At 37.6% G+C, this 23,259-nt stretch carries 18 protein-coding genes and 3 pseudogenes; 2 read left to right on the plus strand and 19 right to left on the minus strand.

The window, feature by feature from the left end; translation table 11 throughout:
- From BUE18_RS19820 to BUE18_RS27610, 13 genes and pseudogenes are all read right to left on the minus strand, one after another.
- Positions 1-831 (minus strand): nucleoside-diphosphate sugar epimerase/dehydratase (locus tag BUE18_RS19820; protein ID WP_342039447.1); only part of this gene is annotated, 831 nt, incomplete at its 3' end.
- A gap of 13 nt (positions 832-844) precedes the next feature.
- Positions 845-1,969 (minus strand): glycosyltransferase family 4 protein, encoded by a 1,125-nt coding sequence (locus BUE18_RS19825; RefSeq protein ID WP_073477923.1) that lies wholly within the window; start codon positions 1,967-1,969, stop codon positions 845-847.
- A 21-nt stretch (positions 1,970-1,990) separates the two neighbouring features.
- Positions 1,991-2,986: a radical SAM protein gene (locus BUE18_RS19830; protein WP_073477924.1), complete on the minus strand. Its 996-nt coding sequence runs from the start codon at positions 2,984-2,986 to the stop codon at positions 1,991-1,993.
- A 27-nt stretch (positions 2,987-3,013) separates the two neighbouring features.
- Complete coding sequence (locus BUE18_RS19835) at positions 3,014-4,258, minus strand: glycosyltransferase (protein WP_073477925.1); 1,245 nt, start codon at positions 4,256-4,258, stop codon at positions 3,014-3,016.
- Between the two features lie 161 nt (positions 4,259-4,419).
- Positions 4,420-5,373, minus strand: a complete 954-nt coding sequence (locus BUE18_RS19840) for a hypothetical protein (protein ID WP_139264812.1) — start codon at positions 5,371-5,373, stop codon at positions 4,420-4,422.
- A 492-nt stretch (positions 5,374-5,865) separates the two neighbouring features.
- Complete coding sequence (locus BUE18_RS19850; protein ID WP_073477928.1) at positions 5,866-7,188, minus strand: phenylacetate--CoA ligase family protein; 1,323 nt, start codon at positions 7,186-7,188, stop codon at positions 5,866-5,868.
- A 360-nt stretch (positions 7,189-7,548) separates the two neighbouring features.
- Positions 7,549-7,998, minus strand: a complete 450-nt coding sequence (locus tag BUE18_RS28530) for a hypothetical protein (protein ID WP_244549351.1) — start codon at positions 7,996-7,998, stop codon at positions 7,549-7,551.
- Between the two features lie 121 nt (positions 7,999-8,119).
- Positions 8,120-8,284 (minus strand): annotated as a pseudogene (locus BUE18_RS28790) (DUF4372 domain-containing protein); the annotation flags it as partial.
- A 168-nt stretch (positions 8,285-8,452) separates the two neighbouring features.
- On the minus strand, positions 8,453-9,667 hold the full coding sequence (locus BUE18_RS19860; protein WP_073477930.1) for a glycosyltransferase: 1,215 nt from the start codon (positions 9,665-9,667) through the stop codon (positions 8,453-8,455).
- The gene (locus BUE18_RS19865) at positions 9,664-11,289 is read right to left on the minus strand and encodes a CDP-glycerol glycerophosphotransferase family protein (RefSeq protein ID WP_083611170.1); all 1,626 of its coding nucleotides are present in this window, start codon (positions 11,287-11,289) and stop codon (positions 9,664-9,666) included. Before BUE18_RS19865 ends, BUE18_RS19860 begins: the two co-directional genes overlap by 4 nt.
- A 59-nt stretch (positions 11,290-11,348) precedes the next feature.
- A pseudogene (locus tag BUE18_RS28795) lies at positions 11,349-11,501 on the minus strand (LbetaH domain-containing protein); the annotation flags it as partial.
- 338 nt (positions 11,502-11,839) lie between these two features.
- Entirely contained in the window at positions 11,840-13,324 is a 1,485-nt protein-coding gene (locus BUE18_RS19875) for an oligosaccharide flippase family protein (RefSeq protein ID WP_073477933.1), read from the minus strand.
- Entirely contained in the window at positions 13,321-14,625 is a 1,305-nt protein-coding gene (locus tag BUE18_RS27610) for an O-antigen ligase family protein (protein ID WP_139264814.1), read from the minus strand. The genes BUE18_RS19875 and BUE18_RS27610 overlap by 4 nt, the downstream gene beginning before the upstream one ends.
- A 117-nt stretch (positions 14,626-14,742) precedes the next feature.
- On the opposite strand from BUE18_RS27610, the pseudogene BUE18_RS28800 reads away from it, so the two are divergent.
- Both BUE18_RS28800 and BUE18_RS28805 read left to right on the plus strand, forming a co-directional pair.
- Positions 14,743-14,946, plus strand: a pseudogene (locus BUE18_RS28800) (IS1634 family transposase); the annotation flags it as partial.
- A 65-nt stretch (positions 14,947-15,011) separates the two neighbouring features.
- Positions 15,012-15,227: an IS66 family transposase gene (locus BUE18_RS28805; protein ID WP_425290530.1), complete on the plus strand. Its 216-nt coding sequence runs from the start codon at positions 15,012-15,014 to the stop codon at positions 15,225-15,227.
- A 676-nt stretch (positions 15,228-15,903) separates the two neighbouring features.
- On the opposite strand, the gene BUE18_RS19890 is transcribed toward BUE18_RS28805, so the two are convergent.
- The 6 genes from BUE18_RS19890 to BUE18_RS19920 form a co-directional block, all read right to left on the minus strand.
- Entirely contained in the window at positions 15,904-17,700 is a 1,797-nt protein-coding gene (locus BUE18_RS19890; RefSeq protein ID WP_073477935.1) for a hypothetical protein, read from the minus strand.
- Between the two features lie 202 nt (positions 17,701-17,902).
- Positions 17,903-18,940, minus strand: coding sequence for an N-acetylneuraminate synthase family protein (locus BUE18_RS19895; RefSeq protein ID WP_244549352.1), 1,038 nt, complete (start codon positions 18,938-18,940; stop codon positions 17,903-17,905).
- Positions 18,930-20,603 (minus strand): cytidylyltransferase domain-containing protein, encoded by a 1,674-nt coding sequence (locus BUE18_RS19900; RefSeq protein ID WP_073477937.1) that lies wholly within the window; start codon positions 20,601-20,603, stop codon positions 18,930-18,932. Before BUE18_RS19900 ends, BUE18_RS19895 begins: the two co-directional genes overlap by 11 nt.
- Before the next feature lie 734 nt (positions 20,604-21,337).
- Complete coding sequence (locus BUE18_RS19910; protein WP_342039448.1) at positions 21,338-21,709, minus strand: O-antigen ligase family protein; 372 nt, start codon at positions 21,707-21,709, stop codon at positions 21,338-21,340.
- A gap of 533 nt (positions 21,710-22,242) precedes the next feature.
- Positions 22,243-22,545 (minus strand): VanZ family protein, encoded by a 303-nt coding sequence (locus BUE18_RS28810; protein WP_139264815.1) that lies wholly within the window; start codon positions 22,543-22,545, stop codon positions 22,243-22,245.
- A 99-nt stretch (positions 22,546-22,644) separates the two neighbouring features.
- Positions 22,645-23,214 carry a D-sedoheptulose-7-phosphate isomerase gene (locus BUE18_RS19920; RefSeq protein ID WP_073477941.1) on the minus strand — a complete coding sequence of 190 codons (570 nt, stop codon included), beginning with the start codon at positions 23,212-23,214 and terminating at the stop codon, positions 22,645-22,647.
- Between the last annotated feature and the right edge of the window lie 45 nt (positions 23,215-23,259).

Genomic DNA, 23,259 nt, shown 5'->3' on the forward strand with positions numbered 1-23,259 from the left:
AATAATTTCAAAGTCGCTTCTTTCAACAGAACTATAGGAAACCATTGGCACCCCATGAAAATACTCTGCCCGCGCTTTAGATATTAAATTTTTGAAAAGCAATGATACGACCCTTACTGTGACGCCCTCTTCGTCACATATTCTAACCGCGTTCTCTATCAAATGAAAATATTGTGAAGAAACGGCTATGATCAATTCATCAATAGGGTTATCATGTAATAACTGCCTTAAATCCTGAACATTACCAATAATTTTATACCCTAAAGCATCAACCTCATTATTATCCGGCTCAGGACTTATTAATCCGACAATTTTAAAGCCCCAATCATTGTGCATTACGTTCGATTTCAGGAAGGCTTTGGCAATATCTCCAACTCCGATCACCATAGCTACCTTTTCAATCCTACCCGTCAATTTTAAGTATTTGATTAGGAAAAATATTAGACCTCGATTTAACAAAAGAAAAACTGTGCAGACCAAACTAAAAAGAAGAACAAAACTACGAGGAAAAGGAGACCTTATCATGAAGGCAAGAGCTAATACGACAATCCCGCCAAGTAAGACCGTACGAAAAACAATTATGGCATTAGTCCTAAAGGAAATGACCTGTTTTTCTGAGTATGCAGACTGATATGTCATTAACAGCAACCAGATCATTACAAACATAAACAGTATTGTTGGATATTGGAACCAATCCACAGTAGCCCCGAAGTCATACTTAACATTCAGCCTATTGCGTAGGTATCCGGTTGTGACAAAAGAAACAAAAATAGTCACCAAGTCGAATATTGGAATAAATAAGCGTGTGAATAGTGGGGATTCTGAAAGCATAATATTTTATTTTTTAATTACTTAGAAAGAGATTTAGTAGAGCAGACTCGACGTCATCAACAATTCGATCCCAGTTGAAATGATCAATTCCATATCTGTATAGCTCTTGCCCTTGCTTTATCAGTTCTTCATTGTCGCATTGCAATATATGGATGAGTTTTTGTTCAAGGTCTTCAATATTCCTTGATTCAAAGGTCATGCCTCGACCCTGTAACAAGTCCTGATTTTCTTGTATGTCGCTTGCCAGGATCATTCTTCCATATCCCATGGCTTCAAGCAGAGAAAGAGGCATCCCCTCAATTGTTGAAGGCTGTGCAAAGCATAAGGCGTTGCTCAACAATTCTTCCTTTTTCGTTCCTGTAACGAAACCTGTGAAGATAACGTCCTTCAACGAACGATACTCGGACAGACTATTGTAATAATCGTCAACGTGATTAGTATCGCCGGCGATTACAAGTTTTCTTCCATTTTTTACTGATTCAGGAACATGCTTCCAAGCCTCAAGCAGGAAATGACATCCTTTCTCTTGTACAAGGCGAGCCATAAAAAGGATGTAGCTTAATGGCTCCAACCCCCATTCTACAATGATTTCTGGTGGGGAAAGATTGGAGATGGGAACTCCGTTAGGAATATATGTGCATGGCCTATTATATGATTTTTCAAGAAATCGTTTATCTTCCAAACATACACAAAAAGTTGCGTGTGGGAAAGCCACGGAACTCCAAGCGGAAAGCCTAATTAGCTTAGAGGCAAATCCTGCCCATTTTTCTCGTTTCCAGTCCAAACCATGGGTATGAACAACCACCTTTTTTCCAAAAACTCGGGGGAGCCAAGCAAGGACAGATAATGGCACTGAGTTCACATAAACTATATCGTAATTGCTTAACAGAATTTTTAATAGGGCGCTTGAGCTATGTGTAATGGCATCCAGATACTTATTTTGGATGCCCGGACTTCTGGGCAACCCCATTCCCTTAAAACTAAAAAATGGCTTATCAGCCATATAATGATCGCGGACAAATACATCAACAGAATGTCCCCTCTTTACAAGACGGGAACCGATCTCCTCCATAACCTGTTCAATGCCGCCAGGGTGGGGCAATCCCTTGGCTCCAAGTGCTGCAATCTTTAATTTCATATTATGTTCGATGTTCTCTACCTATTTCAGGTCTAATTGTTTTCCTCTTGTTAGCCTGCTTTTATTCTTAAGAATCCACGCAAGGGGAACCCAAGGAGTTTTTCGCATGGCAGGGACAGCAGTTCCAACCATCCAGCATCCTTGATTACATACCTTAACTTTTTTTCGAATTTCTTGTGCTTGCGGCGATTCCCATATTTTACTAAATGGTTCTATTGTCAGATCCCCTAAAACCCAAGGATCAGGAGAACCGTTACAAGCCAAAATCTTTCCAAAAGGATCTAAAAAAAATAAATCCGTTGCAGCGCCGCAAGGCAAACGTCTGGTATGCCCCTGCATATGCCTTAATATGCCTAAATTGATAAATGCTCTCCCGTAATCCTTGATTCTTAATTTGTAATTAGCCCGCTGGGACTGAAGTAATGCGGCGATGAATTCCTCCATCTTTCCCTCGACAAAGGCAAGATCGTTAATCTTATTATCAAATTTGTGAAAATAGAACGAATTGTGAACTGTGGATGTTGCGAACTCAACGCCTAACCGGCTGCAAAGGTGATACAAAGGCAACAATTCCTGAGCATTATTATCGGTCACGACCATTCCAAAACCTACATCCTTAACTCCCACGTCAAGCAAGGAGAGGACGGTTTTTAATGCATGATCAAAACCATTTTTTATGCCTCTGACTTTGTCATTTAATTGAGGCAGCCCTTCAAGGCTGATTCGAAACGTGACCTCCGGATGTTTTTTGCCGATTTCGACCAATTTCTTTGTAAAATACCCATTAGTGCTGATTTCTAATCGATTAGTTTTAGTGCAAAGAACATCAACAATATCCAAAAGATCGTCTCTTAACGCGGGTTCTCCACCTGTCAAATTTATTCTATGTTGGCCGCTTGGGATTTTATCCATAATTTGGGGAGAAATTTCTCTCGTTTTATCGCTAGGATGCTCCCAGGTATTGCACATTTGACAACGGGCATTACATCGATACGTTACAATTACTGCACATTCCATTGGTTTATAACCCCATTACAAATCGTATTAGCTATTTATATGCATTGCTGCCTTTTCGGCGGCTCGATGGTATAGTTCCATAAGCCTATGGTAGTGAACCTCAGAGTTCAGTTCCTGCTCCACATGTGCACGGGCCAACTTGCCCATTTCAGGAATTCTGTCTATAGCGTCAAGCATCAGTTCGATTTTTTCTTTTAAATCTTCCACATCGCCAGATGTGTATGTCAGCCCGGTTTCCAAATCCTTTACCAGTTCCGGAATGCCACCGATCCTAGCCCCCACTACTGGCTTGCCCAAAGCGAAGGCTTCTATTACAGTGCGAGGATTGTTTTCATACCATTCCGAGGGAATAACCAGGAACATGGATTTGCGAATTTCATCATGGAGGTCCTGGCCTGTCCTGTAGCCGAGAAATGCCACATTGCCAATGTTTTCTATACGCACCATATTTTCTAACGCTTCCTTGAGGGGGCCGTCGCCGATGATCTTGAGCTTCAAACCAGCAATACCCTTTACCGCATGGATGAGGGTTTCTATCCCCTTTTCATGGGAGATTCTGCCCACGTATACAATGCTTCTCTCTTGCCATTTATAGGCAGGTTCGAACCCATTCACATCCACGCAATTGGGCAGATAAGCCACCTCACCCTTGAGTCCCATCTCCTCAACCTTGTTTTTCAAAAATCGGCTGGGTGATATATAAAGATCAATCTTATCATAAATATGCAGAACCCGGTGATGCAGATACATTTCTGCTACATTCACCAAACTCTTGAACAGGCTGCCTTTGGTGCACTTGTGAATCCCACAATGGTAATACCTCCCCCCGGTACACCTTTCGCACGCTTCACCGTTTGCTATCATGGTGTATGCAGGACACACCATTTTATAATCTCGCATAGTCATGACCGTTGGAATATCCCTCTTTTTAATTTCGTCAAGCACAGAAGGACCAATCTGGTGGGCAAAATTATTCAAATGGACCAAGTCAGGTTTAATTTCATTGAGAATGGCTGACATTTTCTTTCTGGCTTCAAAGGAATACAGTATGTCCATGGCGGCCTTGGCTTTGGACACCAGACTACCGGTCCCGTTATAATCCACAAGAGATACAAATAGGTTGGAATATCGGTAATCTGGATTATCTGGATGCTCCATACCCCAAAAAATCACTTCATGACCTTTGTGCTGAAGAATTTCCCCTGTTGTGAGGGTACTGATGGCATCTCCGCCTTTACGATATAGGAATTTGTTTACACATAGAATTTTCAGTTTTGCACTCTCCTATAAAATCAAATTATTGCCACTATTTAACAATTTTGCCTTTTAGTCCTACTACTGTAGCTTTACGGGGCACACCGAAATTTACACCTGTATTTGCCCCGATTGCAATATCAATAAGTATAGTTTCCCCAAAAAATGAAGGGTAGAGTTTACGTCCTTCGCTGTCCACAAATTTGGCATAGTGCTAAATATTTAGGGCTTCCTGAACAAATTAGAATTCTACAAGGGCAAGGCGCGGTTACAGTTTTTGTCCTCCGATAAGTGGCGTCCACATACACGGATTCCGAGTACACCCCAAAACGCTTCTTGTAGTCTTTGATCTGAGGGATCAAGTCCGCGCTTTCATTGTAGTTGTTCCAACTGCTCCGGTCTACGAAGCCAAACCCTTCCAACAGACTTAAGGACAGTTTGGCCCCAAACTCCGTGTCCTTGCCAGCCGAGCCCCATCTGATAGGCCGCACATGGGGCTGGCTTAGGCTTACGATGCGGTCGTCCACTCGTTTGGTCTTGTTGTCATACATCCACTGCTGCTGCCGGTATACTTCCGATATCACCTGGAGGTCCTTGTATTGCCTGGGGGCAAGGATCTCCAGTCCCACTTCATGAGAAAGCGCTTCGATATGTCCCAGATCGCGCCGCACAACCCCCAACTGAGCCTTGATCGCCTTGCGCCGTTTCTTGCCACCCAGTTTCATTGATTTGGCAGCGGACAAAAACTTCTTGCGAGCTTTGATCCGATACGTCCGGGGTTTCTTATGTGCCTTGCCGCGGGCTTCATGAAGGACGTCGATGATCGCCTCGCTTTTTTCCCTGGTTTGGTTCAGCAGCTTCAGATCCTTTGGATAGGCTATATCCGCGAGGGCGCAGGTTGCATCCATGAGCAGTTTGCCCTGATTCTTCGGCTCCGAAGAATCATTCAAGTCGTCTTCGCCTTCATTGACGGATGGAGGCCCGTCATCTTCAGGGGGCTTCTCCTTGGGCGTCTCCCTGGCCAAGGAGAGAATGCGTTTATTGATTCTTGCCAGGGCTTCCGCTGGGAACCGCTTGCGGAAATAGGTGTACATGGACGGAGGAAAGGGCCTTTCCTCTGTAAATTCCGCCATCCCGCAAAAGTACTGGAGATATGGGTTTTCCCGAATCTACTCCCCCCATTCCGCGTCGGAAAGCCCCAAATGCTCCCTGAACACCAACGCCGCAAAAGCCATTCAAGCCGATATGGCGGGCGCTCCTTGCCCGGAACCGGAAAGGGCGGAATGGTACACTTCCTCCACAAAGTCCCTATGCATCAAGTCCGCCTGTCTGACCCAGCGATTCTCGGGAGACAGCTTGCCGCCGAAAGGCATAGTGAATATTTCAAAGGTTATTTGTTTTGCATCGTGAGTGTACATGAAAGCTAGTGACAAGGTGCAAGGTTTTTGAAGCAAAAAGCCCATTATTCGTGCATCAATGATAGTAAAAATGGTACATTTATTCAAAAAATTCAATATGTTATATGTTTTTTTCAATAAGCTCTATTTAGGCTTCGAAAATAACCGGACATGAAAAAACAAACAAAATTTAACTTCGCTCATCAAAATAAATATTTTCACAGTACGTTATTCCATTTGGAACATTCTTTTATACATCAATTTTTTTCCGCTTTTTTCCACTGCTATGTTTTTAACTCTATTGAAAGTCAACTTAACCTCGCTGCCAAAGTATTCTCTGAATACTAAAGTAAATATTTTTCGAAGATTTTGTTGATCGATTTCACCTTCCGGTATGAAATTAATAACAAATTCGTCATAACTATTTTGAATAACTTGATATTCCATAAGCGGTATTCTAAACGATGAGACATACACCCCTATGGCTGATGAAGCAATTTTTCTTCCACTCCTAGTCAGAAAGTTATCAGTAATTCGGCCGATTTTGAGTTCCATACAGGAAAATGGGATATTATCAGGACAGTCTTCTTCAGATGTCTTGACAACGGTACCACAATCGCCCAATTTATAATTGATCAATGGAAAACCATAAGAATGTAATGCCGTCACCAAAAACTCATTATCGTCATTTACATTCAAAGCCACAACGTCATCTGCTATTCGCATAATGTTCTTTGCAGATTCTATGCCGATTGCCGGTATTTCTCGGCATCCATATTGATCATAAACATCACAGTTGAAAGCATTTTCTATGGTTTCTCTGCCTTCGAGGGTTTCTGTCGTTGAAATGACACATTTTACTGTCGGAAATCTAACATCATTCACGATGAGAAATTTTGATAATTCTAAAATAATGGAGGCATATCCATAAATAATTTTGGGTTTAAATTTTTTTATTTTATCTACCCACTTGGGAAAATCGTCAGGAGAATATTTGTAGGCGTTGAATAACATACGCCTGTTGATCAAAATTCCTATTTTAGCAATCATTGAATCTTTGAGTTGATGATGTTCATATGGGGCTCCCCATAGCCAGACCACTTTATCGCTTGGTTGCCACTTGGCAATCAGGTTGTTTCTCAAGTAAGCCGCTCTTTGGAATTGAGAAAAAAAAGGTGATTTATAAATGACTGCAACATTACCAGTAGAACCGCCTGAATAGTCTAAAAACAAGTTGTTGCCGAATTTGTCCGTCGATTTTAGGGCATTAATGTTTTGTCGAATGTCGGTTTTCGTTAATGCTGGCATTTTTTGTAAATCTGTTTTATCTCGGATGTCATTAGGCTTCAAATTCAGGCCATCCATAATATTGCGGTAATAGGATGTTGAGAAATAGGCATGTTGAATAAGGTCCTGGAGCAACCTATTTTGAAGCTGAACCATTTCATCTTTGGTCAGGGTAAGGTTTTTTTTTAAAATATCGTAATAATGGTAACGTCTATCCCCTTTTATCCTATATCCATTTCTTTGAATCAATTCTGTTAGGTTCATTATTTTTCCTGTTCATTTATTATTAGTTAATGAAATGAGGATGGCAGAGCGCCGTCGATTCGCACTATTTGCAGTGATATGGTAGGAGGGATTACCGCCAACTACATAGTGCCTATCCATAAAGGATAAGTTCTTATTATAAGGCGAAAATCGCGCATATTGAAATGATCCTTTTTGCTGGACATGATATTTGGAAACTCCAACCAACCGATATCATATACAAAACAAGCAGGAACAAACAATCAAAATGCTCGAAATTCGTCAAAAACAGATGTCGCTGACCCTTGCCTATCGTTAAGATTTTGAGCAAGCACGGGAATTGGCGGCCATCAGCCGTATTTTTGAACTGCATCCTGCCATTTATGAGGTGCTTATCAAGATCTTTGTGGGTACGGAGCCGACACAGTGGAAATAGATGCCCATGGCATGAGCACGGAGTAAGTGATTAGGTCGGCCATCGTCAAAGTCCTGTTCGGTTTCTAGTAACGGCCCTGGGCCTTTCATCAGGCTGACTCTCGTACCTTGCAGTCCCTTTGCCGGATGGGCTTGGGCCAGGAGTTCAAGAAATCGGCCTTGCAAAAAAATATCAGCGCCATCATGATCGAAATATAGAAAATCATCAATGGCCTCATCCTGAGACAGGCCAAAGAACGGAAAATCGAAACTGGGTGGGAGGTGCGCATCGACTGCACGGTGGTGCAAAGCAACATCCTTTTTCCCAACGGCAACCTGCTGTGAAACGTGGTCCGGGTCCTGACCCGGCGTATTCACGCGGCCAGGGACCTGGGCATCCAGGGGCTTTGCTTCCATGACCGCACCAGTTGGAAAGTTTCCCAAAAAATTCGGCAGGGCGCTTATTGCTGGCATCACAGCTAGAAGGGTGGAGCGTTTTAACAGGGGAGCGCCTGTATGAAGAGTTTTGGGATTGTGCCGCAAAATGGCCTTTTAACCCCCTGAGGCTGGTCCTTTGGGTGAGATGAGAAAAAATTATGGACACAAATTGTCCCCAGCAGTGGAGTTTTTGATAGGAGTGATCGGGCTGGGAGTCTTGTTTTTGAATGTGGTTAAAATCATGTCTGTCAATCGTTTGAAGCAGTTGAGAGAGATTGTGCCATGATGGCTCTTGGGTCTAAATATCCTTATGTTATTGGTGCATTGTATTAAATAAATTATAGCACAAAATGGATATTTAGGTCTATTTATTATGACTTTTTAACTGGACAGTAGTTATGAAAGATGGTCGTTATCAGATAATAGGGCGTTATTATAATATACAAGTTTTGATAAACTCAAACAGTTTATTAATATAAGATGACTGGATTTTATTAACTTTTTGACACCCTTTATATAAATTTAGTAAATACTCGGCAAAAGTATTTATAGAAAAATGTTCTTCAACATGTTTTTTTCCCATTTGACCCATGCGTGTAGCTGTCTCATAATTATTTAACAAAAAACTAACCTTCTCAGCAAATGCACGCGCATCTAAATCACAAAGAAATCCAGTATTAGGCGGAATAACACATTCAATACCAGGCAAGTTAGTTGAAACGACCGCACATCCACATCCCATCGCTTCTAACAATGATTGTGTTGCATGACTTTCGCTCTTAGTTGGTTGAACAAAAACTAATGCTTTATTTAATATAGTAGAAGGGTTGGATATAAAACCCAAACACTTCAAATTAAATCCTTTATCGCGTAATTTTTTTGCTTTTTCATGCACTTCCGCCGATAAAGTTCCGTTGCCGATAATTGTATAGCGAACCAATTTTCCAGTTATTGTTGAACCAATTAATTCTGCCATATCTATAAATAAAAAAGGATTCTTCATGGATTCTAAACGAGCACAAAAAACGACATTCATTTCGCGTATTTTTGAAGGCTTACATTTTGTGTAGTCAGTAAAACTATTAGAAGTTATTGAAACATTGCTTTTTAAAACCCCTTTGATACTAATTACCGTGTCATATATAGTTTGATTAAGACAGTCTACAGCATTACATATTGCCACCCCTCTAACAAGTTGTCTTTTTTTTAGAAACGATAATTCTGGATATACAACAGAAGCAACAACACTTGTTTTAGGAATAGATTTACTAATCAAAGGCAAATAACGAATCCCATCCAAAATTCCATGAACGATATCAATATCGTTTAATCGAATAACATTTGTAATCTTTAGCGCAATGTTAAAACGTTGGATAAGTGTAAATATTTTTGAAATGAAACTGAACTTATATTTCGAATATATGAAAAACTTTCTAATACATTTCGGTTCATCTAAAACAATGATGTCATTAATTTCCTGAATTAAATTATTCATCAAAAGTAATTCATATAATGTCTGATTGACAATAAAATATACCTTTCCCTTATATTTTTTATTCATATAGTTGAAATAATTTTTAAACCTTTTTTCAGCACCGCCTATACCATTGCTTATTAAAAGGATCCCAATTTTGTTATTACTCATCATGCCAATAACTCCATTTCTGAGTCCAATCTGCTTAAGATTCTTTTTACAGATTTACCGTCTATTTTATAGAAAAACTGCTCTATAAATTTATCCCTATTTTTGTCAATATTTTCCTTGAAGGCGCCATTTAAACTAAAAAAATCAATCGCCTCTTTTAGGCTATTGTAATCTTCTCTACTGACCGCCACGCCCCATTTCATATATTCAATTTGGTTTCCAACAACATTATTTGAATAAACAATAATTCTTTTTTTAAATGCAACGGCTTCGCTCATAACTGTTGATATAACCCCAAGTAAACAATCTGATATATATAATAATGCATATAAATCATAGTCACGTACAAGTATAAAATCTGTAACACCATATTTTTTTGCTTCATCATGATATTTAGTAAAATTTGTTTCGGCCGGATGCATTTTTATTACTAACGTATATTCCGGCTCTAAAGAAGCGAAATCTTCAAATAATCGGTCATTGATATTGAATAGTTCTTTTGTTGCAGAACCGTAATTTCCTGATGAAGCATAGAGAATAATTTTTTTGTTGCTGGATATTCCTAACTGCTTTCTTATGATTTGATGGCTATATACGGAACAATGATGAGACAAATTAGTCATTCTGGGATTACCAATAACATCAACCTGATTTTTATCAAATATGCTGGATTCTGTAAGAAGAGTTCTTTCATAATTGCCGAACACAAAATGCACATCACAAAGCGGAACCTGCCCTTTAAATTCATTAGGATAGATATATCCTGGGTGATTTGTATGAATCACACCATGTTGCAAACCATATGTTTTTAAACCTTTTTTCCTAGCCATATATATTAATGGCATATTGCCATATTCATTTACAATAAAAAGATATTTGGGATTAATCCTGTCCAAAGCATAGTCTGCGTAAATAATCTCCTTAATTTTTTGAACAAAATGATTCTTTAGAAGCAATTTAAATTGAGTAACAGAAAATTTTGGTCTCATCTTCTTTACTCGCTTAACTTCTTGCTGAAATTCCGGATTCCCAACAAGTTTAGTCCAATCTTTCTCAAAATCTATTGAAAAGGCGACCACTTTTCTTTGAATCATTTTCCTACGTAATAAACGACAAGATGAAATATAATAGCTATAGGGGACAGATTTTACATCCCTTTTTAAATGTCTATAGAGAAAAACAGGATCGAAAACTTCCTTTCCAAGGCCGCAGACATCCAAAGCCAACATTTTTGTGTATTTTTGCAATTCTTCAAATGTATAATCCGTTAAAGGTTGGAGATATCTGGGTCCTCTTACTGTATTTTCTATAGATAAAGTTGCCCTCGGAGATATGGCTAAGCATTCAATTTCGTTAGGTTGGATGCGGAATAGTCCAATCATTAATTCAATAATTGTCTGGGGTATCTTCTTCACTTTTGAAGTAAATTTTCGATAATTATTCGTTTGTATTTCCTTTACAGTTGAATTTGCATTAAAATATATCCATATATTCCACTGAATAAAGGAGAATAAAAAAATATCTTCATAAAAAAACAACTTGTTTTTCAACAATATTTTTCCTATTGTTTCAGTAGTAAGTGTTGAAAAATGTTTTTTTTGGTGTTTTATTTTTGATGTCCCCATGGCTTTTTCATTTTGCGATATGATTTATTTCTCTCCAATTTATCATAATTCTCAATATTTCTGTATTTTATTACTTTAGCGGGAACTCCGCCAACCACTGCATATTTGGGTACATCGTTTGTCACTACACTACCTGCAGCGATCACCGCGCCGTCATTTATAATAACACCCGGTAAAATAGTAACATTGTATCCACACCATACATTTCTTCCTATGAATACTCTTTTTTCAATATGCACCTCATCCCATGGCAACAATGTGCATTCATTATAATTATGATTGGAACTTAAAATCGCCAAACGCTCTGCAGCAACAAAGTTATCGGAGATTTTTATACCACCTCGACCACCCAAAAAAGCATGGCCATGTATTAAAACATTATCGCCAATTTCTATCTTTTCAGGCGAAGAAAGCATATCATAATTGGGGTTTAAATAACTGTTTTTACCAAATTTGACGAATTTTTTCTTTGCATGCTCATGCTTAATGTCCATGAAAATGCATTTAATTTGGAAGCTAATTTTGCTAAGAATATTAAGAAAATTTCTATTCATTTAGCCTCTCCAAATTTTGTAAATATGCCAGTGAAAAAACTGCATAGGATAATATAAGAAATAACGCCTGATAAAATTAGAAATATTAAATTCGAAATATAATAATGCATGAGATGCACTATAACACCCATTAGTAAACTCGACAAAACAATCAGAAATATATGATTCCAATCAAACTCCAGAATCAGATATTTTCTTGAGTTATACAAGGCAATAGCAGACATACTTATGTAGGCTGCAAGCATTGATAGGGAAGCTCCGAGAAGTCCCATTTTGGGAATAACTATAATATTAAGAGATAGGCTTATGATTGCCCCCACCATAGCGAAATAACTACCTTGGAGTGACTTTCTTTGATAACTTAATATATCAAATCCAAATCCATAAATTATGTAAGACATATATGCCATTCCAACATATGGAATTACCAGTAGAGAGGATTGCGCAACCTTTTCATTTGACAATAATTCAATGATTGGTTTTCCTATGACAATCATTCCAACCCACATTGGAAATCCAATAAAAGAAAAAAGGTTAACACTATCTTTCATTTTATTAATCAGTTCATTTTTTTTGCCTTGATTCCAGAGGCGATTAAACATAGGGTTATATATAAAAGAGATAGAAGCTAATGCGGATTGTATCAACCGCGGAAGAGAATAACATGCATTATAAATGCCAACAACTTCTATCCCAAAATACTTACAGATTATATAACGATCGAATCTTGTTATAATCGTCAGCATTAAAGTTGGAAGCATTATTGGAATAGAAAATTTCAGATAATCTTTTATTCTATAGAATGGGCTAATTGTGAATTGAAAAATTTTCATATACTTTATAAACAACACAATAAGTATAATAAATGATGAAAATGCTTGAGCGGCAAACAAGCTCTCAACGGTACCAAACGTATAAATGGCTATTATCATAAACACAATGCTCATTATGTTTAATGATATTTCAGCCATAATATAAAAATTTACCCGGTCAAATAACCTATAATATATAAGTGCAACATTTCTTAATGCTTCGAAAGAACTGAATAAAATCACAATTATACTTAGCATTACTTTTTCTTTAGTTTGAAAAAAAATAAAAGATATTGGTTTTCCAAATACAAAGCAAAAAATTAGTAAAAAAGCCGATGTACACATAACTGCCAAGAAAACCATATTGAAATCTTGAGTTATTCTTTTCTCATCATTTACACCAGACAAAAAACGTAAAAGACCAGTTGAGAGCCCTAACATCATAAACCAGACTAAAAAAGCACTTATCACTAGACCGAGTGAATAATATCCATAACTTTTCAAATCCATGCTTTTAATGATTATGGGTAAAAAAAACAGACCTCTCAAGTTTAATAACTGCCTGGCAATTGAATATGAGCCAAAATTCTTATAAAGATTTCCACTTGATTTGTCCAAAAAAGGAAAAAATTTATAAATATTTATTTTAAACTGTGTGGTAAAGTTCATTTCAGGGCTACCCTCTCAAAGTAATCCTTTTCTTGCCGATAAATTCCAGTTAAGGCAAATAGAAGCGGTATTAAAAATTTAGTATCATGATTTGGCAAATAGGCTATGAATAAGGAAACCCAAGAAAAAAACAGACCCCATCCTACATAATTATTGTTTTTATTAATAGATTTTTTCAAAAACATGTACAAGGAAATAATTTTATACATACTTAGATGACAAAGGAAGATGGTAATAATCCATCCATAAATTTCGATCCACATAAGGAATTGGTTCTCTCCTATGCTTAACCAAGTTCTTCTTTCGTGGAAAGCCCTATCAATACTACCATAGTATAAAACAGGCAAAAATCCTGTTCCGATTGCTCTCTCTTTGATCATGTTATCTTTAAGTATCCACGCATTTTTATAAATGTTTAATCGCTGAATTACATTTTTGGGATCAGAGAATCGTGATATATTGTTATGACTCATATATAACGGTAACATGCTTATAATTATAAATAAGGTAAAGATTAACCCAATACTTATAAATATTTTCCTTTTATTCTGTTGTGTAAAAAATAACCACAATATCAAAACGACTGTTACTGCCAGATAATTACCTCTATTTTGGCAAAGAACTATTCCCAAAACAATCATTACCAAAATAATAATATTTAGAAAACCAGGCTTAGATTTATATTGCATTCTTGCAAACACTAGTGCAAAACCGACGTTAAGCACAGTAGCAGTTACATGTGAACTTGTTTGAAATATGCCTACCATACGGTTAAATTCGCTCAGGTAATTAAATCCTTCGCTTAAATACATGGCGCTATTAGAAGACACTCGAAAACTACTCCCCGCTATATATTGAATAATACCGCCAATTGCGAAAAATAGCGTCATACAAATAACTAATGAAATAAGATACTGTTCAAGATTGACCCGACCAGGAATTATTACGGAAATGAGAAGCACATAAAGAAAGGAGAAACCTGAGTGTGTAAAAACATAAATCAAAATTGGTGGCCATGTACAGATCCTATAGTATGTAACAAGTGAACCACCAATTGCCATAACTGCCCAAAGTGATATGACAGAAAACCATTTAACAGAATAAGCCCTTTTTTGAATAAGGCCCCAAAATAACCACGTTAATATACCTGCTCTGATTGCATAGTCGTTAATGCCATAAAAAAGGCAACTCGAAGGTAAAAATGCAATAAATGCAAGTAAATGCGCCCATAGCTTGGGTCTAAAATATGCCCAAACTCCTAAGCCTGAAACAATTGCAAAAAGAATTAGTGGAATTAACATAGAATTGATTGAATAAAATATTCACACTTAAAAAGGTGGTATTGAGTTAACCCTTATAAGCTGCATTCTCGGAAACTTGGGACGATAAACTTGTAATGAGAACAGGAGGAACCAAATATGGTACCCTTCGTGTATCAGGCCAACTATAAGACCGGAGTCACCTACGCATAAATCTATTTCGTACTGGGACAAAGAAAGCAACAGTCCCAGGCTAAACGCAAATGCATAGGTAAGGTGGATCCTGAAACCAAACAAATCGCTCCCATCCGTGGAAGGAAAAAACCTTCACCCAAGGAAAAAATCAAAATTGGTCCAGTGTCCCACCTGGCGGCCCAGCTTTCCGGGGTATGTGGTGAATCCCGAGAAACGGTCCAGGACTTCATCCAATCCGTTCTGAAAAGTCCTATTTCCGCGGGAGGCATCCAACGCATCTTGGACAGAACTTCCCACAGGCCCTTGCCCCGGTCTACAATGCCATCGCCCACAAAGCCTGGAACGCCACGGTCAAACATGTGGATGAAACCTCCTGGAAAAACCAGTCCAAACCCATATGGCCGTGGGTAATGTACAACCGCAGAGTGGCCTTTTTTTATGATCCATAAGGACCGTTCCTAACAAAATTTTTGTCAGTTAGTGGATGCGTGGTAGAGCATCTTAGTCAGCGATGACTACGCGCTTTACCGCAAATGGGTGCATGAACGGCTATCCTGCCTAAGACATCATACTCGCCGGACCAGGGAGCTTTCCTAAAGAAAAGCCCCGGAACTGGCCTAGGTTCGGAACCCATTTTTAAACGAGCTGAAACGACTCATGAAATGGGAACATGAGACACCCGATATTGGCTGAGTGGAGGTCCTTCATTGCCAGGTTTGAGGGACTGCTCAATAAGCATTTTTATTGCAAGAACGAAACCTGAGTTTTATCCCGCAGTCTCCTCAAGGAAATGGAAAGCCAGTGGCTCTTTCTGTCCGAACCCGAGGTGGAGCCCACCAACAAACAAGCGGAAAGAACCTTGTGCTAAGGAGTGCTCTGGCGCAAACGCAGATTGAGGAACCCAAAGCGAAAAGGGAAACCGATTGGTGGAGGTTAATCTGAGCCTCAAGCATACCTGCGGAAAGCATGGCATCACGGTAGATCCCCGACTGATCTAAATCCTCTCCTACCATCTCCATGGACAACCAGTCGCTTTGGAATGGATTGCCAACCAGGGCTAAGCCTCCCGTGAATGCTTACGATTTTTAAATTTGGCCGAAGCGATGAGGGTAAGGCCACTTACTACTATTCTTCTAATATTGATTTTATAATAAAAAGTACTTGGGCGTACCATGCAAGGCGAGGCAAATATCCCTGGAACTCTTCTGGGTTTGACAGAATGTTATACTTATTGTTTATTATAATTTTTACTAAACTTTTTTGTAGTTCTACCCGTTCCCTACTTTCTTTAATATCTTTTGAAGTATTACCTTTTTTGTTGCGAACTAACATTTTAAGAAAATTTAATATCTTTTCATTTTTTAATGTTGCCTTAATTCCCTTTTTGACATTTGAAATTATTCTGCTATCTTTATATTTTTCAGTAAGTTTAAATTCTTTTTTATTTATTACGTACTCTTGTCCATGTGAAAAAAAAGGGATATCTAAAACTTCTGGATGTATTATAGATAATGATTTAAGAATAAAATGATTTTTTTTCTTAAGATTCGATGGTATTTTGAGTGAAATATTGAAAAGTTCTTTTAAAGAAAAAATACTAATCGAATAAAATAACATGTTCGCAAAATTTAAAAGTTTAACATCAGCCCCTTTTCTATATTCATTGTTCAGTATCTGAAATTCATTTTTACTTATAAGCATGCAGTCAATATTATTTTTCTCGCAAGTACTTCTAATCTTATTTTCTATGTGCTTTCTATATTGAAGGTAATGAGGAAACATTTTGATTAAGTTTTTATCGATATAATATTCATCAATATATTCATTGACGTCGAAATAATCTTTTCGCATATCTTCTATCCAAGGCACATTTTTAAAAATTTCACCAAAATATCCAAACTCAATAAAATCCGTGTCTTTATTATTTTCAAACTCACGAAAAAAATTGTTTGACGCATTGTATATTCTGGACAAAAATCCGTATTTTCGCATATATTTGTTCCAATATTGATCGATATTATTGGGCGTATTCCAATTCATGACAGATAGTTTTAGATTAAATTTGTCAGAAAATAATTGATTAATTTCAAAATCTTTATCTTTTGTATTTGTCAGTGCAGTATTTCCAATTCCATACAGTAGATTAGGGCTAACTTTGTTATTTAAAAAAGAAGATAGTATTGTTCTTGAGTCTATACCACCAGTCATGCATATAGAAACTGATTTAAATATATTACTTATGCTATTTACCGTACTATTTAATTTCTCTGTAAATTCGTCAAAAAATATTTCATCATTAGTATACTCCAAATTTTTTTCATTAAACATATCAATTTTGTTTAGATTGAAAGTATTATCTATTAAATTTATTGAAATGTATTCATCGCCTAATAATCTTTTTATTTCATTGAAAAGGGTATCATTACCAAGAATTGAGCATTGAAATGTATATTCAAGTAAACTAAAGTGGTTAACAGTCAAATATGATTTTTCTTCAATTGCAATATCGTATAGTGAATTGCTAATATTCCACATATTTTTATTATGGTAGTAAAAAACGGTAAGAATGTTATTTTCATCACAAAATACATAAATTTTATTATCCTTTTTTATTACTACTAAATAATTGCCAATGCTGCGATTTCTTAACTTTTGTATATCTCCATCAAAATCGTGATAAATGTTTTTTAAAGCATTTTTACCTATTTCATTTTTATATATAATCGTACCCGCGGTTGCCACAAAACCATCTGTTTGCCTAATTTGTAAAAAATTTTCGTTTTTAACATTCAATTTTTGAAATGCTATTAATAAATACTCAAGGTCTAAAAACTCACTATATTTTTTAAATCCCGCATCAATATTTCTCGTAATAATGTTATCTATATTATCTTTTTTATTACTAAGTATTATTTTGGCCATGTTCTGCTCCACTTTTGAGGTTGAAAGTTGCTTTTATACATTTTTAATACACACATTTTGTCTTCTGTTTTTTCTGACAAAGCATAATATATGAGGTGGAAGAAGACGATTACATTTACATGATACCCTAACTTTTGTATGGATTAGTTAGAAGAAAATACTTTTTTCGCACAATTATTAAGTTTACCAAGAGTAATAATCACTACGAAAAGAAATTATACTTAATTATTGTATCTTCAGCAATATTTTTTAATGCTTTTTTTCCTAAGACATCATCCCAAAAAACAGGGCTAATCCCATGCCCTGGTCTTTTTGTTGTAATATTATCTTCTGAAAGACATTCTCCAGCTTCTATGTTTTTAGACGCAACAATACTTCTTCGGGCATGTTTTCTAGCTTGTGCTTCATTGCTAATGTCGCGCAGCATATTTCCATAGAGCCTTCGGTATATTTCGAGTTTCTGAATAAATTTTCTCAAGTCTTCTTTATCCATTGCGTGATAATGATCGTTTCCGGGCAATGTTTTGTCGTGCGTGAAGTGCTTTTCCAAGATAATTGCTCCGAGAAGTGTTGCCAACTCTAAACTACTGATAGTATTATCGGGCGCAACATGATCTGAATATCCAATAATACAATTAGAAAAGGTCCTTTGCAAAACATTGATCTGGGCTAATTCCGCATGCTCTATCAATGTTGGGTAATTCAAAACGCAGTGCAAGAGGCCAATTTCTTTTGCTCCCGATTTTTCAAGGACTTGAATTGCAAATTCAATTTCAGGTATTGTTGAAGCACCAGTTGATAAAACAACAGGCTTGTTTGTGCTAGCAATCTTACGCAATAGTGGGACATTTGTAATATCCGCTGACGCAATTTTAAAATATTTCAGCAGTGGATTTAAAAAATCCACTGCATCTGTATCAAAAGGGGTGGAAAGAAAATCAATATTCCTTTTCTCACAATGCGTTGCAAGCATTTCATATTCTTTCGCACCAAAATTATCATATTTTTTGAACAGTTCGTACTGGCTTGGTGTTTTTTCTTTTAATCTATCCCAATAAGCAGGGCTATTTTTCGAGGCTATTTTTTCAGCCTTGTAAGTTTGGAACTTGGCTGCATGAGCGCCGCCTATTGCAGCTTGATCAATAAGGTCCTTAGCTAACTCAATTGAACCTTCATGGTTTACGCCAATTTCTGCAATTATATAAGGCGATAGAAATTTTCCAGGCAATTTATTTTTCATATGCGGCATCTCGTATGGTTTCTCCCAAAATAGAATTTATATTTGCAACAACTCTTTTTTTCCCATTTTTTAAATCTAATGATTCCATTTTTTTACACATTACAGTACGTAACTCAAAATCTTCGACAACCCTTTTAACTGCATGCAAAATCTCCGCATCACTAATTTCCTTTCTAAACCCCAAATTAATAAACCCATTTTGACTTGAAGCCATTGAATGTGTTGTTTCTCGAAAGTTTTGCGCTATGACGATTGTTGGTACTTGGAGGCTGGCTAATTCAAGAACCGTACGACCGGCAGAAGTAATGGCCAAATCGGCGTTATTCATAAATTCACTTATCTTACTTGTATTTTTAATTACGCTAACACTTTCAGAGGGGATTGTCAAAAGAGTATTTTTGAGATCATTTGTATGTCTGTAGCCTACCCCTAATACGATATCCACAGAGAGTTCTTTGGCTTTAAGATAGGGGAAAATTGCAAGCAGTACCCGACAGGTAAGGTTGCCTTCATCCACACCACCAAAAGTGAGTAAAACTTTTTTTACATTATTTCTTTTCTGTCGCTTGGAGATATGTAAAAACTCATCCCGTAGGCAAAAGTACTTTGGGCCAACCAAAATGGTTTCTTTAGGAATCTGATGAGGATAGAGAGCATTAAAAACCATGTCAGCGGTTTCTGCGCCAAGGCCCATATCTTCAAAGTTGATAACAGCAATTCCCTTTTTTTTAAGTGCCAAAATATAATCAGCGCTCGTATTAAGAATATCGTTAATTACCATGTCTGGATCGAGAGCGAAAATTGCTTCAAGTAATTGCTCACGCGATGTAGTTTTCATACGATAGTTATTTTTTCTAATAATTTCTTGAGCCAAATCATCCTCTTCATGACAAAGAAAAACAATATCATGCCGAATGAGTTCATTTGCTATCATAATGCCTCGATAAGCATGCCCCATACCGATTTCATGATTACCAATAACCACAAAAACAATACGCTTTTGTTTTAAAATCATTTCACATAACCAAAAATCATGGTAGGTATCAATATCTATACTGCGCTGTTCATCCATAATATGCAATAAAATATTCTCACCGATACGGCTGCCTGTTTGAAGCTGTTCCTTAGTACACGCGATAACTGCGCCAGTTTCTTTGTACTGCATCGGTAGAAATTGCCTATTGACCCTTTTCGAATAAAGAGGGGTCGGCTTGCCCGAACAATCTCCCCAGCGTAGATGACAATCTTCAACTGCAGTCAGGACAGTATCCGGCAATTTTTCTAATAATTTTTCAATAATTTGGTCAATATCAACACCGGTTATAAATGGAGATGTCGGTTGAACCGTTACAATAATATCATATTTTTCTTTAAATTTTTTTTCACTCTCTATGCACGCATGATCGATTACTGGGTCAAGAGGCACGTTATCATCGGCAAGATCAGAGGGACGCATTAGAACATTAGCACCAAATCGTTTTGCAAAAAGAGCAATCTCTTCGTCCTCGGTGGAAATAACAATACGCGTAACCAATTTGGATTGCAAAGCAGCTTTAATTGAATAGGCGATAAGCGGCTTTCCGCACAAAGGGCGAAGATTTTTGCGTGGAATACCTTTGGAGCCCCCACGGGCAGGAATAACTAAAAGAACTTTTTTTATCATACCTTCTCAACTTTCAGCAATAGTCATTGGTGGAGATATTTTGAGTATAACTATTTGAAATGATGCTATAAAACATTTAAGAACCCAGTCTTTTTGATTTTTGTGAAATTGCGAATATTCATAAATAAATCAAAAAGAAAAGGACTAAAATTGGACGTCAAACAAAAGCCGCCGCCAAAGCGTCCTCCGAGGAAGCGATCAGGATCGGCCTGAAAAATATCAGTATATCACAATGCCAACTAGAAACTGGGTATTCCTGATCCCGAAAGTTGAGATACCTTCCTTAATCTTGTCCAGTACGCTGGAGAGAATGCTGACAACTTATCAGACCTTTGCACAACCTTATGATTCTTTCCAAACGGAATATTGTTCTATATTCTTCCTTTTGGAAAAATTATCCTTTCCACTACTGAAGTGCTTACCATGATAAAGGCAAATACTATCAGAAAAATTCCTGACAACTTTTTACGATCAATGGAAAAATGATATTCAACCATGCAACCGCTGTTGCTCTTATGGCGTAGGCCCGGCGAGGATAGCGGCCAGGAGAGTGAAGATCAGTGCGGTCGCCGGGAGGTGGAGGTTAAAGTCTCCGATGCTGTGGATGATTATTGCCGTGATGCCGCCCAGAGCGCGTAAGGTGGTTCCTCGAACCAATCTGCTGGGGGCATTAAGCTTGGTTCGAGTTTGACGGACAAGGACAAAAATCATCCACAAGACAACGGGGATAAAAATCATCCCAATTCGGAGACAACGTGCAAATAGTCGTTATGGGCCTGAAAAAATCGGGCGTTGAACCCTGGCGGCTGATATTGCGAGAAGGCCAACGCAAAACCGCCGGGCCCCACGCCAAAAACGGGGTGATCGGCAATCATATCGCAAGTGGCTTTCCAGACTGTAACCCGACTGGACAATCTTGCCATGTCAGCGCCTTGTCCTATGGTCAGGGCGCGTTCGATGCCCGAGGTGCTCATTAGCATGATCAATAGCATTATTATAAAGGATGCCCAAACCAAAGCCATGACAATTCCTTTTCGAAAAAACTTTCTCTCGGCCAGGATAGATACCATAATGCCTAACCCAACCAGTGACCCAAATCCTGAAATTGCTCCAACTTACCCTCATGGACAGGAGAAACCTGCATGAGCTCTTCCATCCGCCGGATAACACGGAAAAATCGACGCCCCAAAACCAATTATCCCTGAATTTCAATAGGTTTTAATCGGCCAGTAGTGTAACCCATTACAAATAGCACATTTGATGCCAGTTCTTCAACGGTGCTGTCCTTACCAACCTCAATATTTACGATCTCTTCACCGCCATAAGATTTTATAAAAAAAGGCAGGACGCCGCAACGTCATCTATAAAAAGGAACTCACGGCGTTACGGGCCTGTTCCTCAAAATGTTACCTAAGAGGAAGAATATTGAAGACCACTTGCATCATCTCAAATCGCGTGACCAGAAAACATAGCCGGGCTTTTCTTCATAGCAAAACATTTACCGCCTCTTGTTTGGCCAAGACAAATTCTGTATAGCCTGCAACCAAGAGGTTTTGGTATCCACTTAGTAAAAGATGTCAACACACAATGCCTGAACTGCCCAAACCATTATGTCCAACAATGTAGAACGTTGTAATCTTTATTCATTTTTAGTTTTTATGAGATTTCCAGAATAAAAAAAACATACCCCCAAACAAATTCCTGTAACGTCCATTCCAATATCACTTAAAGAGGCTGTTCTCCCGGGTATCAAAGATTGGTGATATTCGTCTCCAAGCGCAAACAGAATCAATCCAACCAACAAGAAACAAAATGTTATTATATTTTTCTTTGAAAAAGAATACATATTAAAGAAATTCAACCAAGCCCAAGATAAGAAAGCAAAAGCGGGGACATGAGCCAAATTCATCAATAAGTGATTGAAGGGGTCAATCTTGGCCACTAATTCAGGCAGGCACCCTATTGAAGACTGGATAATCAAGAACGTTGTGATAGCAACAGCGAACAATAGTTTTTTAATATTAATATGTATTCTCAAATATCAATTACTACTTAAAGAATATTTAACCTGCTGCATTGTCATATGAACTATAATCATGTGTATGTCTTCTGTCAGTTGCATATCATTTACATTTGCATGGATTGGAATACTTACGATTTGTTTAAGTTTACCTCCATCGTAGCCGGATAAACCAACAGTTACACCTCCATGATTGTTTGCATACTCAATTGCATTAATGACATTAGGAGAATTTCCGCTGCCGGAAATCCCCACAACAACATCCCCAGTTTCAAAAAAATTTTTCAAAGATTCAATGAAAATATTTTCATATGATAAATCATTTGCATAGGCCATCATAGTAGAAATACTGTCATTCAAGCAAATCATTTTGAATCTCTTTTCTTCATCTTCACAACAACACCCTTTGTTTAAATCACACACCCAATGAGATGCCGTTGAAGCACTGCCTCCATTCCCCATAACAAATATTCTATTTCCGCTGTCCCTGGCATTTAAAAAGGCTTCAATCATCTTTTTAAAATCATCATGAGGAAAGTACTTTATAGCCTCCTGCAATCTCTCCAAGTATTGTTCAGAAAAAAGTTTCATTTTTTTCGCTCCTTATGATCGTGCATTGATTTATGAAAGAATTGG

The sequence above is a fragment of the Desulfatibacillum alkenivorans DSM 16219 genome, assembly GCF_900142135.1.
In the GTDB taxonomy this organism is placed as follows: Bacteria; Desulfobacterota; Desulfobacteria; order Desulfobacterales; family Desulfatibacillaceae; genus Desulfatibacillum; species Desulfatibacillum alkenivorans.

Coding starts and splice junctions, on each gene's coding strand:
- BUE18_RS19825 (WP_073477923.1), bottom strand. CDS start 1,969: ATGAAATTAAAGATTGCAGCACTTGGAGCCAAGGGATTGCCCCACCCT.
- BUE18_RS19830 (WP_073477924.1), bottom strand. CDS start 2,986: ATGGAATGTGCAGTAATTGTAACGTATCGATGTAATGCCCGTTGTCAA.
- BUE18_RS19840 (WP_139264812.1), bottom strand. CDS start 5,373: ATGGCGGAATTTACAGAGGAAAGGCCCTTTCCTCCGTCCATGTACACC.
- BUE18_RS19850 (WP_073477928.1), bottom strand. CDS start 7,188: ATGAACCTAACAGAATTGATTCAAAGAAATGGATATAGGATAAAAGGG.
- BUE18_RS28530 (WP_244549351.1), bottom strand. CDS start 7,998: ATGGAAGCAAAGCCCCTGGATGCCCAGGTCCCTGGCCGCGTGAATACG.
- BUE18_RS19860 (WP_073477930.1), bottom strand. CDS start 9,667: ATGATGAGTAATAACAAAATTGGGATCCTTTTAATAAGCAATGGTATA.
- BUE18_RS19865 (WP_083611170.1), bottom strand. CDS start 11,289: ATGGGGACATCAAAAATAAAACACCAAAAAAAACATTTTTCAACACTT.
- BUE18_RS19875 (WP_073477933.1), bottom strand. CDS start 13,324: ATGAACTTTACCACACAGTTTAAAATAAATATTTATAAATTTTTTCCT.
- BUE18_RS27610 (WP_139264814.1), bottom strand. CDS start 14,625: ATGTTAATTCCACTAATTCTTTTTGCAATTGTTTCAGGCTTAGGAGTT.
- BUE18_RS19890 (WP_073477935.1), bottom strand. CDS start 17,700: ATGGCCAAAATAATACTTAGTAATAAAAAAGATAATATAGATAACATT.
- BUE18_RS19895 (WP_244549352.1), bottom strand. CDS start 18,940: ATGAAAAATAAATTGCCTGGAAAATTTCTATCGCCTTATATAATTGCA.
- BUE18_RS19900 (WP_073477937.1), bottom strand. CDS start 20,603: ATGATAAAAAAAGTTCTTTTAGTTATTCCTGCCCGTGGGGGCTCCAAA.
- BUE18_RS19920 (WP_073477941.1), bottom strand. CDS start 23,214: ATGAAACTTTTTTCTGAACAATACTTGGAGAGATTGCAGGAGGCTATA.